At 68.6% G+C, this 14960-nt stretch carries 14 protein-coding genes; 10 read left to right on the forward strand and 4 right to left on the reverse strand.

Features of this window, described 5'->3' with window-relative positions:
• Window positions 1-20 precede the first annotated feature (20 nt).
• Complete coding sequence (gene purM / locus ACMV5O_RS17905) at window positions 21-1079, reverse strand: phosphoribosylformylglycinamidine cyclo-ligase (protein WP_416164750.1); 1059 nt, start codon at window positions 1077-1079, stop codon at window positions 21-23.
• 186 nt (window positions 1080-1265) lie between these two features.
• On the opposite strand from purM, the gene ACMV5O_RS17910 reads away from it, so the two are divergent.
• From ACMV5O_RS17910 to ACMV5O_RS17955, 10 genes are all read left to right on the forward strand, one after another.
• Window positions 1266-2369, forward strand: a complete 1104-nt coding sequence (locus tag ACMV5O_RS17910; protein ID WP_416164751.1) for an AI-2E family transporter — start codon at window positions 1266-1268, stop codon at window positions 2367-2369.
• Entirely contained in the window at window positions 2366-3058 is a 693-nt protein-coding gene (hda, locus tag ACMV5O_RS17915) for a DnaA regulatory inactivator Hda (protein ID WP_416164752.1), read from the forward strand. Before ACMV5O_RS17910 ends, hda begins: the two co-directional genes overlap by 4 nt.
• Window positions 3059-3111: 53 nt before the next feature.
• On the forward strand, window positions 3112-3774 hold the full coding sequence (locus ACMV5O_RS17920; RefSeq protein ID WP_416164753.1) for an HAD family hydrolase: 663 nt from the start codon (window positions 3112-3114) through the stop codon (window positions 3772-3774).
• A 106-nt stretch (window positions 3775-3880) separates the two neighbouring features.
• The gene (pcnB, locus tag ACMV5O_RS17925; RefSeq protein WP_416164754.1) at window positions 3881-5236 is read left to right on the forward strand and encodes a polynucleotide adenylyltransferase PcnB; all 1356 of its coding nucleotides are present in this window, start codon (window positions 3881-3883) and stop codon (window positions 5234-5236) included.
• Entirely contained in the window at window positions 5233-5748 is a 516-nt protein-coding gene (folK, locus tag ACMV5O_RS17930) for a 2-amino-4-hydroxy-6-hydroxymethyldihydropteridine diphosphokinase (protein WP_416164755.1), read from the forward strand. The genes pcnB and folK overlap by 4 nt, the downstream gene beginning before the upstream one ends.
• A 56-nt stretch (window positions 5749-5804) precedes the next feature.
• Entirely contained in the window at window positions 5805-6188 is a 384-nt protein-coding gene (locus ACMV5O_RS17935; protein ID WP_416164756.1) for a DMT family protein, read from the forward strand.
• Window positions 6189-6203: 15 nt separating this feature from the next.
• Window positions 6204-6842 carry a deoxynucleoside kinase gene (locus ACMV5O_RS17940; protein WP_416164757.1) on the forward strand — a complete coding sequence of 213 codons (639 nt, stop codon included), beginning with the start codon at window positions 6204-6206 and terminating at the stop codon, window positions 6840-6842.
• Window positions 6843-6943: 101 nt separating this feature from the next.
• Window positions 6944-7759 carry a 3-methyl-2-oxobutanoate hydroxymethyltransferase gene (gene panB, locus ACMV5O_RS17945; protein ID WP_416164758.1) on the forward strand — a complete coding sequence of 272 codons (816 nt, stop codon included), beginning with the start codon at window positions 6944-6946 and terminating at the stop codon, window positions 7757-7759.
• A 104-nt stretch (window positions 7760-7863) separates the two neighbouring features.
• On the forward strand, window positions 7864-8691 hold the full coding sequence (gene panC / locus ACMV5O_RS17950; RefSeq protein ID WP_416164759.1) for a pantoate--beta-alanine ligase: 828 nt from the start codon (window positions 7864-7866) through the stop codon (window positions 8689-8691).
• A gap of 123 nt (window positions 8692-8814) precedes the next feature.
• Window positions 8815-9285: a CBS domain-containing protein gene (locus ACMV5O_RS17955; RefSeq protein WP_324541017.1), complete on the forward strand. Its 471-nt coding sequence runs from the start codon at window positions 8815-8817 to the stop codon at window positions 9283-9285.
• A gap of 78 nt (window positions 9286-9363) precedes the next feature.
• Here the strand turns inward: ACMV5O_RS17955 and pepN are convergent, their stop codons facing one another.
• From pepN to ACMV5O_RS17970, 3 genes are all read right to left on the reverse strand, one after another.
• Entirely contained in the window at window positions 9364-12039 is a 2676-nt protein-coding gene (gene pepN, locus ACMV5O_RS17960) for an aminopeptidase N (RefSeq protein ID WP_416164760.1), read from the reverse strand.
• Between the two features lie 152 nt (window positions 12040-12191).
• Window positions 12192-13088, reverse strand: coding sequence for a universal stress protein (locus ACMV5O_RS17965; protein ID WP_416164761.1), 897 nt, complete (start codon window positions 13086-13088; stop codon window positions 12192-12194).
• 3 nt (window positions 13089-13091) lie between these two features.
• Entirely contained in the window at window positions 13092-14864 is a 1773-nt protein-coding gene (locus tag ACMV5O_RS17970; protein ID WP_416164762.1) for a cation:proton antiporter, read from the reverse strand.
• Between the last annotated feature and the right edge of the window lie 96 nt (window positions 14865-14960).

Consider the following 14960-nt stretch of genomic DNA (forward strand, 5'->3'; position numbering starts at 1 on the left):
CCGGCGCCAGCCCGACGGCCTCAGCTGACGAGGGTCTGCGCCTCGCCGTCGCCACGCGCATCGATGCGGCCGATGCGATACACCGTCTCGCCCGCGGCCTTGAGCTTGGCCGCGGCGACGTCGGCATCCTCGGCCGCCACCACCACCGCCATGCCGATGCCGCAGTTGAACACGCGGTACATCTCCTGCATGTCGACGTTGCCTTCCTTCTGCAGCCACTGGAACAGCGGCGGCAGCGTCCAGCTCGCGGCGTCGATGCGGGCGGTGAGCTCGTCGCGCAGGATGCGCGGCACGTTTTCGGTGATGCCGCCGCCGGTGATGTGGGCCATGCCCTTGACCACGCCCGGCTGCGCCTGCATCAGCGCCAGCAGCGGCTTGACGTAGATGCGGGTGGGCTCCATCACCACGTCGCGCAGCTTGCGGCCGTGGAAGTCGGCATCGAGGTCGGGCTTCGCGACCTCGATGATCTTGCGGATCAGCGAGTAGCCGTTGGAGTGCGCACCGCTCGAGGCCAGGCCGAGCACCACGTCGCCCGGCACGATCCTGCTGCCGTCGATGATGTCGGCCTTCTCCACCGCGCCGACGGCGAAGCCGGCAAGGTCGTATTCGCCCGCCGGGTACATGCCCGGCATCTCGGCGGTCTCGCCGCCGATGAGCGCACAGCCGGCGAGTTCGCAGCCCTGGGCAATGCCCTTGACCACGTCGGCGGCGGTGTCGACGTCGAGCTTGCCGCAGGCGAAGTAGTCGAGGAAGAACAGCGGCTCGGCGCCCTGCACCAGGATGTCATTGACGCTCATCGCCACCAGGTCCTGGCCGACGGTGTCATGCTTGTTCAACTGGAAGGCGAGCTTGAGCTTGGTGCCGACGCCGTCGGTGCCCGACACCAGCACCGGCTCCCTGTACTTCTTCGACAGCTCGAACAGGGCGCCAAAGCCGCCGATGCCGCCCAGCACCTCGGGGCGCATGGTGCGCTTGGCGAAGGGCTTGATGCGGTCGACCAGGGCGTCGCCGGCTTCGATGTCCACACCGGCATCGCGGTAGGAAAGGGAGGCTTGGTTGGAAGAGGTGGGTGCGCTCAAGGTCGGTCCTCTGGGCTCGGAGAAAGACGGGAAGCAGGCGGGGCAAACAGGTCCGACGAACGGACCTGCAGGCTCGCCCGATGCCACCTGGCGACGGCTCTGGCTTGAGGCCGGCCTGCCAAGTGGCTACATTTACGGGTTCTGCGGGCGACTCACGCCCGCGCCAAGTCCGCGATTTTACTTGAAATGAACCCTGCCCGCGCCGATCGCCTGCAAACCCGAGTCTGGATGGCGACAGGCATCGCGCTGGTCGGCCTGTTCTGGCTGCTGGGTCCGATCCTGACCCCCTTCGTGATCGCCGCGGTGTTCGCCTACATCTGCGACCCGGCGGTCAACTGGATGGTGGCGCGCCGCGTGCCGCGCGCGCTGGCCGTGCTGCTGGTGATCATCGGCCTCGGCCTGCTGCTGGTGGCGCTGGCGCTGATCCTGCTGCCGATGGTGTACCGCGAGGGGGTGCTGCTGGTGCAGCGCCTGCCCGAGCTGATCGAACTCTTCAACGCCCAGGTCGCGCCCGTGCTGCAGGCGCGGCTGGGCGCCGAGATCAAGCTCGACGCCGAGCAGTTCCGCAAGCTGATCGCCGACAACTGGGACAGCGCCCAGGACCTGCTGCCGACCATGCTCGGCCACCTCAAGACCGGCGGCATGGCCCTGATCGCCTTCGTCGCCAACCTGTTCCTGATCCCGCTGGTGATGTTCTACCTGCTGCAGGAGTGGCCGCGCATCCTCGACGAGCTGCAGCGCATCGTGCCGCGGCCGATGCTCGAGCGCACCATGCGCATCATCGGCGAGATCGACTCGGTGATGTCCGAGTTCCTGCGCGGCCAACTGTCGGTGATGCTGCTGCTGGCGGTGTTCTACAGCGTCGGCCTGTGGCTGGCCGGACTCAAGTTCGCGTTGCCGGTCGGCGTGCTGACCGGGCTGCTGGTGTTCATCCCCTTCGTTGGTTTCGGCGGCGGGCTGGTGCTGGCGATCATGGCCGCGCTGCTGCAGGGCGAGGGCCTCACGCCGCTGATCGGCGTCGCCGTGGTGTACAGCCTCGGCCAGGTGCTGGAGAGCTTCCTGCTCACCCCCTACCTCGTCGGCGAGCGCATCGGCCTGCACCCGCTCGCAGTCATCTTCGCGCTGATGGCCTTCGGCCAGTTGTTCGGCTTCGTCGGCGTGCTGGTCGCCTTGCCGGTCAGCGCGGCGCTGCTGGTCGGCCTGCGCGAGGTGCGCTGCGCCTGGTACGCGAGCCCGGTCTATCTGGGCAAGGATGTCGCTGCGCCGCCGGCGGACGAGCGCACGCAATGAAGCAACTGGTGCTCGACATCCGCCCCGACACGCCGCCGACGCTGGAGAACTTCGTCGCCGGCGCCAACGCCGAGCTGGTGGCGACGGTGTCGCTGCTCGCCACGCCAGGCACCGCGCAGCAGCTGCCCGGCCGTCACATCTACCTGTGGGGCGCGGCGGGCAGCGGCCGCAGCCACCTGCTGCGTGCCGCGGTGGCGGTCGCGCGTGACAGCGGCCGCCCCGCACACCTCCTGGCTGCCGCGCAGATCGACGACAGCCTGCCCGACACCCCCGGCGCGCTGATCGCGGTGGATGATGTGGACGGCCTCGGTGGCGAGGCGCAGATCGCGCTCTTCAATGCCTTCAACCGCGCGCGCGGCAACCGCCAGTCCTTGCTGCTGGCCGGGCCCGCGGCGCCGCTCGGACTGAACCTGCGCGAGGACCTGCGCACGCGCATCGGGCAAAGCCTGATCTTCGAAGTACAGCCGCTGGACGACGCGGCGCGTGCCACCATCCTGGCCTCGCTGGCCGAGCGCCGCGGCCTGCGCCTGGCCGACGAGGTGGTCGACTTCCTGCTGCGCCATGGCCGGCGCGACCTCGCCAGCCTGCGCAACGTGCTCGACGCACTCGACGCCGTCTCGCTCGAACGCAAGCGCGCAATCACCCTGCCCCTGCTCCGTGAAATGATGCAGCACGGGCTGGAAATCTGACCCCCCGCAGCAAGCCCCGAACGCCTCGGACTGATGCCCAACGGAGCCCCGCCTTGAATCTCGTCCTTTTCGATCTCGACAACACCCTGCTCGCCGGCGACTCGGACTTCGCCTGGGCGCAATTCCTGATTGGCAAGGGCGTCCTCGACCGCGAGGTGCAGGAAGCCAGGAACATCGAGTTCCTCGAACAGTACAAGGCCGGCACGCTGGACATCTTCGAGTTCCTCGACTTCCAGCTCGCGCCGCTGTCGCGCCACCCGCGCGCCCGGCTCGACGCCTGGCACGCGGAGTTCATGGACATCTCGGTGCGACCGATGATCACCGAGCGGGCGCGCGAGCTGGTCGAAAGCCATCTCGACAGCGACGCCCTGGTGGCGGTGGTGACCGCCACCAACGCCTTCGTCACCGGCCCGATCGTGCGTGAATTCGGTATCCCCCATCTCGTCGCCACGATCCCGGCGCACAACGACGGCGCCTTCACCGGCAAACCGCGTGGCGTGCCCGCCTTCAAGGCCGGCAAGATCGAGCGTGTGGATGCCTGGCTGGAGTCGCTCGGCCTGCACTTCGGCAGTTTCGAGCGCGCCTGGTTCTACAGCGATTCGCACAACGACCTGCCGCTGCTCAAGCGCGTCTCCAACCCGGTGGCGGTCGACCCCGACGACAGCCTGCGCGCCCACGCCCTGGCGCAGGGCTGGCCCATCATCTCGCTGCGCTGAGCGCGCGCCGCCGCCCTGCACGCCGGCGCGCGGCGGACACGCCGCCACGCGCCGCACGGGCGATCGGTTATCATTGCGTCCTTATGCAAGAACGCCTCTCCTACCGATGATCCGCAAGCTGCTGCGCAAGGTTTTCAAGCGCCCGGCGCATCCCGCACGCCACGAACCTGCCCTCATCCCGGTCGAACGCCATGGCATTCGACGCGAACAGCTCTCACCCGCCGCGCGCAAGGTGTGCACAGTGCTGCAGGAGCAGGGTTTCAAGGCCTTCGTGGTCGGCGGCGCAGTGCGCGACCTGCTCATCGGCCATCCGCCCAAGGACTACGACGTCGCCACCAGCGCCACACCCGAGCAGGTGCGCGCCGCCTTCCGCCGCTCGCGCATCATCGGCCGCCGCTTCAAGATCGTCCATGTGATGAGCGGCCCGGAGACGATCGAGGTCTCCACCTTCCGCGCCGGCCAGGACGCCGAATCGACCGAAACCGACGAGCACGGGCGCGTGCTGCGCGACAACGTGTACGGAAGCCAGCAGGAAGACGCCACCCGACGCGACTTCACCGTCAATGCCCTCTACTACGATCCGGGCACCGAAACCATCGTCGATTATCACCACGGCGTCGCCGACATCCAGCAGAAGACCCTGCGCATGATCGGCGATCCGCGCACCCGCTATCGCGAGGACCCGGTGCGCATGTTGCGCGCGGTGCGCCTGGCGGCAAAGCTCGGGCTCAACATCGACCCCGCGGCGCGCCATCCGATCCGCGACATGGCCGTGCTGCTCGAGAACGTCCCCGCCGCCCGCCTGTTCGACGAGATGCTCAAGCTGCTGTTCTCGGGCTACGCGGTGAAGTGCCTGCAGCAGTTGCGCGAGGAAGGCCTGCACCACGGTCTGCTGCCGCTGCTCGACGTGATCCTCGAGCAGCCGATGGGCGAGCGCTTCGTCTGGCTGTCGCTGGAGAACACCGACGAGCGCGTGCGCCAGGACAAGTCGGTGTCGCCCGGCTTCCTCTTTGCCACCCTGCTGTGGCACGAGGTGCTGGCCGCCTGGGAGCGCAGGAAGGCCGCCGGGGAGCACGGCCAGCCGGCACTGTTCGAGGCCATGGACGAAGTGCTCGACGCCCAGGCCGGCAAGCTGGCCATTACCCGCCGCATCGTCGGCGACATCAAGGACATCTGGGCCTTGCAGCCGCGTTTCGACAAGCGCGCCGGCAAGACGCCCTACCGCCTCATCGAACAGCCGCGCTACCGCGCCGGCTGGGACTTCCTGCGCCTGCGTGCGCAGTCGGGCGAGATCCCGATGGAGCTCGTCGACTGGTGGGACCGCTTCGCCCACGCCGGTCATGATGACCGCGAGGCCCTGATCCGCCAGGCACCGGCCGACGCGGCCCCCGCGGCAAAGAAGCGCCGTCGCCGCCGACGCAAGCCGGCAGAGACCGCCAGCAGCGCTCCGGAAGCGGCATGAAGCCCTCGCCTGCGGTGCGTGCCTACATCGCCTTCGGCGCCAACCTGGGCGAGCCCGGGGCTGCCTTCGCGCTGGCACTCGAGGGACTCGGCCGCCTGCCGGGCACCCAGGTCGTCACACGCTCGGCGCTGTATCGCACCGCCCCGATCGGGGTCGACGGGCAGCCCGACTACATCAACGCCGTGATCGCGGTCGATACCGCGCTCACCGCGCCTGCGCTGCTCGAAGCCCTGCTCGCCATCGAGCACGAGGGCGGGCGCGTGCGCGACTACCACATGGCGCCGCGCACCATGGACCTCGACCTGCTGCTGTACGGCGAGCAGATCATCGATCTGCCCACGCTGCAGGTCCCGCACCCGCGCATGCACCAGCGCGCCTTCACCCTGGTGCCGCTGGCCGAGATCGCCCCCACGGCCCGCATCCCCGGCCACGGCAGCGTCGCCGAGTTGCTCCCCAGCGTGCGCGATCAAGCCATCGAGCGCCTGCCGGCACGCGCATCGCACACCTCCTGAGGCGGCAGCGCCGCGCCCACCCCCCCCGTTCGCTCCTTTGGCCCGCGAAGTCCATCATGCCCGCCTGGCTCCAGTCCGCCACCTCGGCCGCCACCGCCAGCCCGGTCTGGCTGCAGACCGCGCTGCTGCTCACGGCCTCCAACGTGTTCATGACCTTCGCCTGGTACGGGCACCTGAAGAACATGCACAGCAGGGCGTGGTACGTCGCTGCGCTGGTGAGCTGGAGCATCGCGCTGTTCGAATACCTGCTGCAGGTGCCGGCCAACCGCATCGGCGCCACCGCCCTCAGCCTGCCGCAGCTGAAGATCATGCAGGAGGTCATCACCCTGCTGGTGTTCGTGCCCTTCGTCGTGCTGTACATGAAGCAGCCGATCAAGCTTGACTATCTGTGGGCCGCGCTGTGTATGCTCGGTGCCGTCTATTTCATCTTTCGCAGTTAGCGAAGGCGGCCCCGCATGCTCGACAAAGCCCGCTACATCGTCGTCGAAGGCCCGATCGGCGCCGGCAAGACCTCGCTCGCCCGCCGCCTGGCCGAACGCCTGCAGGCCGAAACCCTGCTCGAGCAGGCCGAGCACAATCCCTTCCTGGCGCGCTTCTACCAGCAACCCGAGCGCTGGGCGATGGCGACGCAGATCTCCTTCCTGTTCCAGCGCCTGGATCAGCTCGCCGCGCTCGGCCCGATCGGCGACGAGCGGCGCGTGGTGTCGGACTTCCTGCTCGACAAGGACCGCCTGTTCGCCGAGCAGAACCTCGCCGCGGACGAGCTCGCGCTCTACCAGCGCGTGCATGACAACATGCAGCGCAGCGCGCCGCCCAGGCCCGACCTGGTGATCTACCTGCAGGCGCGCCCGGACACCCTGATGGAGCGCATCCGCAGGCGCGGCCTGGATGCCGAGCGCCGCATCACCGAGCTCTATCTCGAGCAGGTCGCCAACCGCTACACCCGCTACTTCTACCAGTACGATGCCGCCCCGCTGTTCGTCGTTGACGCCGGGGTGCTCAACCCGGTCGACCGCGACGAGGACTTCGAGCTGCTGCTCGAGCGCCTGCGCGAGATGCGCAGCTATCGCGAGTTCTTCGGCTACGCCGGCTGACGCGCCCCATCCTGGGCGCCCGGCGGCAAAGCAATCCGGGCAATGCACTTGTGCAATGCACCAGTTTGGTGAAAACTTCGGGCTCCCTTCAGGAGTGATGAATGAGCTACCTCCAGGATCAAAAGCCGGTAACCCTGTTCGAACTGGGCAAGATGCGCGCCGAAGGCCGCAAGATTGCGATGCTGACCTGCTATGACGCCAGCTTCGCTGCCCTGCTTGGCCGCGCCGGGGTAGACAGCATCCTGATCGGCGACTCGCTTGGCAACGTGTTGCAGGGACAGAAATCGACGCTGCCGGTCACGCTCGAACACATGGCCTACCACACCGAATGCGTGGCGCGCGCCCACGCCCGCCCCTTCATCCTGACCGACATGCCCTTCGGCAGCTACCACGAGAACCGCGAGCAGGCGATGCGTAGTGCCGCGCGCCTGATGGCCGCCGGCGCGCAGATGGTCAAGCTCGAAGGCGGCGCCTTCATGGCCGACACCATCCGCTTCCTGGTCGAGCGTGGCGTGCCCGTGTGTGCCCATATCGGCCTCACGCCGCAGGCGGTACACCAGCTCGGTGGCTACCGCGTGCAGGGTCGCAGCGAAGAAGGCGCGGCGCGGCTGAAGGCCGATGCGCTGGCGCTCGAGCAGGCCGGCGCCGCCCTGATGGTGATGGAAATGGTGCCCGCCCAGCTCGCCGCCGAGATCACCACCAGCCTGCACAGCATGGCCACCATCGGCATCGGCGCGGGCGGCGGTTGCGACGGGCAGGTGCTCGTGCTGCACGACATGCTCGGCATCTTCCATGGCAAGACGGCGCGCTTCGTGCGCAACTTCATGGAGGGTGCGACCAGCATCGAGGACGCGGTTGCGCGCTACGCCGCCGCGGTCAAGGACGGCAGCTTCCCGGCGCCCGAACACGGTTACTGAGTCGCCCGTGCGAGGTGGCGGGCGCCGCGCGGCCTCCGCCAGACCTCCAGCCCCTTACCCCACGTTCCCCAACCTTCGCACCTACACGCCCCAGCCCGTCCACCATGCAGATCCACGAAACCATCGAGAGCCTGCGCGCCGCGCGCGCCGGGGCCGGCAAGGTCGCCTTCGTCCCGACCATGGGCAACCTGCATGAGGGCCACATCACGCTGATGCGCCAGGCCGGCGAGCGCGCCGACTGCGTCATCGCCAGCATCTTCGTCAATCGCCTTCAGTTCGGCGCCGGCGAGGACTTCGACCGCTACCCACGCACCTTCGCCGCCGACTGCGAGAAGCTGCAGGCCGCGGGCGTGAAGCACCTGTTCGCGCCCGACGAGCACGTCATGTACCCGGAGCCCCAGCGCTACCACGTGGAACCGGCGCCCGCCCAGGTCTCGATCCTCGAGGGCGAATTCCGCCCCGGTCACTTCCGCGGCGTGGCCACGGTGGTCATGAAGCTGCTCAACATCGTGCAGCCCGACCTCGCCCTGTTCGGCAAGAAGGACTACCAGCAGCTGATGGTGCTGTCGAACATGGTGCGCGAGATGGCGATGCCGGTGGAAGTCATCCCCGGCGACACCGTGCGTGCCGAGGACGGCCTGGCGCTGTCCTCGCGCAACGGCTACCTGAGCGCCGACGAGCGCGCCCGGGCGCCCCTGCTCTACCGTCTGCTGTGCGGCATCCGCGATGCCGTGCGCGCGGGCGACCACGACCTGCTCAAGCTCGAGACCGACGCCATGGCCACCCTCGCGGCGGCAGGCTGGCAGCCTGACTACATCGCCGTACGCCGCCGCGCCGACCTGCAGCCGCCGGCACACCTCAATGACCCGCTGGTGGTGCTCGCCGCCGCAAAGCTCGGCAGGACCCGCCTGATCGACAACCTCGAGATCTGAGCGGCGAGCCCGAATCAGGGTTCGCCCGCCCTTGCATCGGCACGCAGTTGTGGTTAAAACCCGTGTACAAAGAACGCCGGAAGCTCGCGGCGCATACATCAACGACGTTGGGGGAGTAGGAAGATGACGACAAGCGTAAGACAGATCCTCGAACAGAAGGGCAGCACCTTCCATGCGGTCCGCCCCACCGACTCGGTGTTCGATGCGCTGTCGCTGATGGCCCAGTTCGACATCGGCTCGGTGCTCGTCACCCAGGACGAGCGGCTCGTGGGCATCTTCACCGAGCGCGACTATGCGCGCAAGGTCGTGCTCAAGGGCCTGATCTCGCGCGACGTGAAGGTCGGCGACCTGATGACCGCCAACCCGCAAACCGTGACACTGAGCCATATGGTCGACGAGGTCATGGCGACAATGACGGAGAAGCGCTTCCGCCACCTGCCGGTCGTGGAGGACGGCAAGGTGCTCGGCATCGTCACCATCGGTGACATGGTGAAGTCCATCGTCAGCCACCAGCAGGAAACCATCAAGCATCTCGAGAGCTACATCGCGGGCGATCTTGCCACCGAATTGACGCCTGCCGAACGCCAGCCCTGACGCACTGGCGTCACGGCGCAATGCAGAACGCCGGGTGATGAGCCCGGCGTTCTGCGTTTAAACACCCGCAGCGCCCGCCTACTGTGCGAGCGCCTTGCCGACGATCTCGGCGACGTCGGCCGACAGCCCCGCGCTTGCGAGCACGCGCTCGAGCTGGGGCCGGATGCTGGCCTGCAGGGCCGGCGTGAAATGGCGCCAGTTCTCCAGCGCGCGGGCCATGCGCGCCGCCACCTGCGGATTGCGCGCATCGAGGGCGATCACCTGATCGGCCCAGAACGCGTGGCCGCTGCCGTCGGCGAGGTGGAACTCGCCCGGGTTGGCCCGGAAGTAGCTGCCCAGCAGCGCGGACACCTTGTTCGGGTTCGACAGGCTGAAGGCGGGATCGCTCAGCAGCACCCGCACACGATCCAGCGTCGGCGCGGCCGCCGCATCCCAGCGCCAGGCGCCGGCCTGCAGCGCGAACCACTTGTCGAGCACCAACGCATCGTCGCGGTAGCGGGCGTGGAAGGCCTGGAGCGCGGCGGTGCGCGCCGGACTGGCGCTCTGCACCAGCGCGGCCAGGGCGCCGAAGCGCTGCGTCATGTTGGTCGCCTGGGCAAAGTGCGCTTCGGCTCGCGCCAGCCCCACGGCGTCGCCGCCGGCGGCCAGGTAGCGCAGCGCCAGGTTGGCCAGCGCCCGCCGTCCGGCGTCGCCGGGGTGGTAGCGGTAGGCCCCGGCGACCTGCATGCGGTCGAGCACCTGCAGCCAGTCGGCGGCCAACTCGCGCCCGAGCGTGGCCATCACGTCGATGAGGGCGGCGCGTAGCGCGGCCGGGTCGGCCGGCGACATGCGCTCGAGCAGGTAGGGCTCCGCAGGAAGCGCCAGCGCCTGGGCGCGGAAGGCCGGGTCGAGCGCCTCGTCGCTGAGCAGGCTGCGGAAGGCGGCGCGGAACGCCGTCGGCAGCCCCGCTGCAGGGTCGGCTGCACGCGCCAGGATCACCCGCTCGGCGTAGCGCTGGGCCGCATCCCAGCGATTGAAGGGATCGCTGTCGTGGGCCATGCGAAACGCCAGCCGGCCATCGTCCTCGTCGAGCTCGAGGATCACCGGCGCCGAGAAGCCGCGCAGCAGCGAGGGCACAGGCTCGGCGTCGAGGCCGACGAAGCGGAAGCGCTGCTCGCTTTCGGTCAGGCGCAGCACGCGGGTGCCGGCACCGGGCTGCGCCTCGCCTTCGAGCTGCAGCGGGCGATCTCGCCCGTCCGGACCGATCAGCCCGAGCGCGACCGGGATCACCAGCGGCGCCTTCTGTTCCTGCCCGGGCGTGGGCGGCGTGTGCTGCGCGAGCGTCAGGGTGTAGCTGCCGTGGCCGGCATCCCAGCTGCCGCTCGCCTTGAGCCGCGGCGTACCGGCCTGGCTGTACCAGCGCATGAACTGGTCGAGATCGAAGCCGTTGTTGGCCTCCGACATCGCGTCCACGAAGTCGTCGCAGGTCACCGCCTGGCCGTCGAAATAGCTGAAGTAGAGGTCCATGCCGTTGCGGAAGCCCTCCTGCCCGAGCAGGGTGTGCAGCATGCGGATGACCTCGGCGCCCTTCTCGTACACCGTGGCGGTGTAGAAGTTGTTGATTTCCTGGTAGCTGTCGGGACGGATCGGGTGCGCCATCGGGCCCGCATCCTCCGGAAACTGCGCCGCACGCAGCACGCGCACGTCGTCGATGCGTTTGACTGCACGCGCGGAGGCCGCACCGTCCGGGCCGGCCGCGCGCGCCAGCATGTCGGCCGAGAACTGCTGGTCGCGGAACACCGTGAGGCCTTCCTTGAGGGTGAGCTGGAACCAGTCGCGGCAGGTGACGCGGTTGCCGGTCCAGTTGTGGAAGTACTCGTGCGCGACCACGCTCTCGACGTGCTCGTAATCGACGTCGGTGGCGGTGTCGGGCTTGGCGAGCACGAACTTGGTGTTGAAGATGTTGAGCCCCTTGTTCTCCATCGCCCCCATGTTGAAATCGGTCACGGCGACGATCATGAAGCGGTCGAGGTCGAGCTCCAGGCCGAAGGTCTCCTCGTCCCAGCGCATCGAATGCACCAGCGAATCCATGGCGTGCTCGCAGCGATCGAGGTTGCCCTCCTCCACCCACACCTGCAGCAGCACCTCGCGGCCGGACATCGTGGTGACGCTGCGCTCGAGCGCCACCAGCTTCGCCGCCACCAGCGCAAACAGGTAGGAGGGTTTGGGGAAGGGGTCTTCCCACTTCGCGTAGTGGCGGCCATTCGGCAGTTCGCCCTGCTCGAGCAGGTTGCCGTTCGACAGCAGCACCGGGCAGCGCGCGCGCTCGGCCTCGAGGGTGACCGTGTAGCGCGCCATCACGTCCGGCCGGTCGGGAAAGTAGGTGATGCGGCGAAAGCCCTCGGCCTCGCACTGGGTGAAGAAGCCCCCTGCCGACAGGTAGAGGCCGGACAGGGTGGTGTTGGCGCGCGGATTGATCCGGGTCTGGACCTCGATCACGACGCGCTCGCCCTCGGCATCGATCTCGAGCAGGGCGCCATGCTCGCGCAGCCCGGCGGGCGCCCCCCCATCGACCGTCAAGGCGACGCGCTCGAGGGCCTCGCCCCAGAGCTGGATGGGGCCGTCTCCGGCGCTGGACTGGCGCACGCAGACCATGCGGTTGGTGACCAGTGTGGCCTCGGCGTCGAGGCAAAAATGCAGGTCGACGGTCTCGACCGTCCAGGGCAGCGGCCGGTAGTCGGCGCGCTGAATCGTCGGGGCGTGTTCGGTTCTCATTCTTTCTCCGGCGCCCGCGGCAGGCACGGGCAAAGCGCAGGGGCAATACACACGGGCAGGGTCGCCTGGCCGGGAGTGTACGCCGGGCGGCGGGCGGCGCACAGGCCGGCGACGGCCACGCCGGATTGCCGGGGCTATGCAAGCGCCGCCATTCAGGCGATATCGCGGTCCGCCACCAGCACATCGGCAGCGGACTGGGCGAGGATGTGCTTGGTCACACTGCCGAGCAGCATCTCCTCGATCACGCCGAGGCCGCGCTTGCCGATCACGATCAGGTCGCAGTCCTGTTCCTGCTCCTGCTCCAGGATGCGGCTGGTGGCCTCACCGTGCACCACGACACGTCGCACCTTGTGCGCATCGAGCCCGGCCGCGGCGACCAGTTCGTTCATGCGCGCACTCGCCTCGCGGCCGGCATTGGCACGCAGGCCCGAGAGCGCACTGTCCTCCACCCCGGCGTAGCGCAGCTTGCCTTCGAAGGGCACCTCGAAAGCGTGCAGCAGCACGAGCTCGGCCTGCGGCGCCACCTGCTGCGCCACGTGCAGCGCATGCAGCGCGCGCGCCGAGAAATCCACCGGCACCAGCACGCGGCGATAGGGCTCGTGCGCCATCTGCTTGACCACCAGCAAGGGCCGCGTGCTCTTGCGCAGCACGCGCTCGGTGGTCGAGCCGATCAGCAGCTCGCGCATGAAGCCGGCCCCACGCGCCCCCATCACCAGCAGGTCGGCGTCGATGGCGTCGGCATGACTGGCAATTTCGGACAGCACCGCGCCGACAGCGAGGGCGATGTCGGGCACGACACCATGCGCGGCGCCCATGTCGGCCGCCAGCGCCTGCACCTCCCCGCGCACCGCATCGAGCAGGCGTTGCTCGACATCACCGGTGCCACCATCGATGAGATGGCGCAGCGCGTCGAGCGACCCCATGCTCACCACATGCTGCAGGGTGAGCCGTGCCCCCGAGTCGGCCGCAATCAGCGCCGCGCGCACGACGGCGTGGCGGGCCAGTGCGGAAAGGTCGGTGGGGGCGAGAATGGTGCGTAGCGGCTTCATCCTTCAGGCTCCTTGTTTCGACTGCGCGGGCGCCACGGCGGGCTCAGCGGCGGCGGCGTGGTCCCCTGCCGCCTCCGGACGCGCGACCGCTTCGGGCGACCGCGCGTCCTTGCGATGCACCTGCTCGAAGGCGATCTCGGCGGCGAAGGTGCGCGCCGCATAGTCGGCGGCATCGGTGAAGGGATTCAGCACCCGCTCCACGCCGGCCGCCCCGAGTTCATCACCGTGCAGGTCGTCCCGCACCACCCCGGCAATGCGGCCACCGAAGCCCGCTTCCTTGAGCGCATTGAGGAAGGCGCGGTTGGACTCCCACTGCGGAAAGGTGGTGATCGCCCAGCGCGCGTGCTCGAGCGGCAGCGACTCGAGGAAGCTCGGATCCTCGCCGTCGCCGAAGCGCACCGGCTGACGCAGCTTGCGCAGCGCGCGCACCGTCTCCGGATCGAAGTCGACGCCGAGCACCTCGATGCCCGCGCTGCGCAGCTGGCTCATCAGGCGCGAGCCATAGCGGCCGAGGCCGAAGATGATGATGTCCGGCTGCCCCGCCGGCCGTCCCTGGCGCTCGACCGCGAGCTCTCGGAACGGGCGCTTGCGCTCGAACACGCCGAGCCAGGGCGCGAGCTTGTCGTACAGCGCATGCGAGAACAGGATCATGTAGGTCGACATCATGATCGTCACCAGGCCCACCAGCGTGGTCAGGCCGAGCGCCTCCACCCCGACGTGGCCGAGCGTGATGCCCATGGCGACGAACACGATCGAGAACTCGCTGATCTGCGCCACCGTCAGCCCGGCGAGGAAGCCGGTACGCTTGCGGTAACCCATGTAGCCCATGATCGCCATCACGATCAGCGGATTGCCAATAAGGACGAACACCGACAGCACGACTGCCGGCCAGATCTCGCCGCCGAGCGTGGAAAAATCGAGCTTGGAGCCGAGGTCGATGAAGAAGAACAGCAGCATGAAGTCGCGAATGCCGGTGAGGCGTGCGTTCATCGCCTCGCGGTAGCTCGTCGAGGCCAGCGAGAAACCCGCCATGAAGGCGCCCGCCTCCTTGCTGAAGCCCGCCCACTCGCCCAAGGCGGCCAGGCCCGTTCCCCAGGCGATGGCGAAGATCAGCAGCAACTCCTGCGAACGCGCCATCGCCTCGACCAGCCTGGGCAGCACGTAGCGCATCAGCAGGTACATCAGCACCGCAGCCGCCACCAGGCGCAGCACCAGCGAGCCCGCCACCTCGACGACGTCCGCATCGCCGGCCCCGCGCAGCGCGCTCATCGCCATCATCGCCAGCACCACCGCCACGTCCTGCACGATCAGGAAGCCGACCGCGATGCGACCATGCAGCGAGTCGAGCTCACGCTTGTCCGACAGCAGCTTGACCACGATGATGGTGCTCGAGAAGGTCAGCGCCACGGCGACGTAGATCGCCTCCATGAGGCCCTTGCCCATGAGCAGGATGAGCACGAAGCCGAACACGATGGTGAAGGCGAGCTGGCCCAGACCGGTCGCCAGGGCGACCGGTCCGATGTGGCGGATGTGGTGCAGGTCGAGCTTGAGGCCGACGACGAAGAGCAGCACCGTGACGCCGATCTCGGCCAGCAGCGCGACCTGCTCGTGCGCCTGGACGATGCCGAACACCGCCGGCCCGACCAGAATGCCGACCACGATGTAGGCGATCAGCACCGGCTGGCGCAGGCGCACGGCAATGGCGCCCGCAACCGCCGAAATGATCAGCAGAAGCGCGAACTCGGCATACGGCCCGTGGGCCAGCATTTGCTCCATGGGGGCGCTCCTGTGCGTCATGGGCGAGGCCTGTGGCGACGAGCACCACACCCCTGCCTGTGCGGGCTAAGCGTGGCCGAATCCTAACACCGCCCG

Source organism: Thauera sp. WH-1 (assembly GCF_047806685.1).
Taxonomy (GTDB): Bacteria; Pseudomonadota; Gammaproteobacteria; order Burkholderiales; family Rhodocyclaceae; genus Thauera.

Coding starts and splice junctions, on each gene's coding strand:
- hda (WP_416164752.1), top strand. CDS start 2,366: ATGAAGCAACTGGTGCTCGACATCCGCCCCGACACGCCGCCGACGCTG.
- ACMV5O_RS17940 (WP_416164757.1), top strand. CDS start 6,204: ATGCTCGACAAAGCCCGCTACATCGTCGTCGAAGGCCCGATCGGCGCC.
- panC (WP_416164759.1), top strand. CDS start 7,864: ATGCAGATCCACGAAACCATCGAGAGCCTGCGCGCCGCGCGCGCCGGG.
- ACMV5O_RS17970 (WP_416164762.1), bottom strand. CDS start 14,864: ATGGAGCAAATGCTGGCCCACGGGCCGTATGCCGAGTTCGCGCTTCTG.
- pcnB (WP_416164754.1), top strand. CDS start 3,881: ATGATCCGCAAGCTGCTGCGCAAGGTTTTCAAGCGCCCGGCGCATCCC.
- ACMV5O_RS17935 (WP_416164756.1), top strand. CDS start 5,805: ATGCCCGCCTGGCTCCAGTCCGCCACCTCGGCCGCCACCGCCAGCCCG.
- ACMV5O_RS17965 (WP_416164761.1), bottom strand. CDS start 13,088: ATGAAGCCGCTACGCACCATTCTCGCCCCCACCGACCTTTCCGCACTG.
- ACMV5O_RS17955 (WP_324541017.1), top strand. CDS start 8,815: ATGACGACAAGCGTAAGACAGATCCTCGAACAGAAGGGCAGCACCTTC.
- ACMV5O_RS17910 (WP_416164751.1), top strand. CDS start 1,266: ATGAACCCTGCCCGCGCCGATCGCCTGCAAACCCGAGTCTGGATGGCG.
- folK (WP_416164755.1), top strand. CDS start 5,233: ATGAAGCCCTCGCCTGCGGTGCGTGCCTACATCGCCTTCGGCGCCAAC.
- panB (WP_416164758.1), top strand. CDS start 6,944: ATGAGCTACCTCCAGGATCAAAAGCCGGTAACCCTGTTCGAACTGGGC.
- pepN (WP_416164760.1), bottom strand. CDS start 12,039: ATGAGAACCGAACACGCCCCGACGATTCAGCGCGCCGACTACCGGCCG.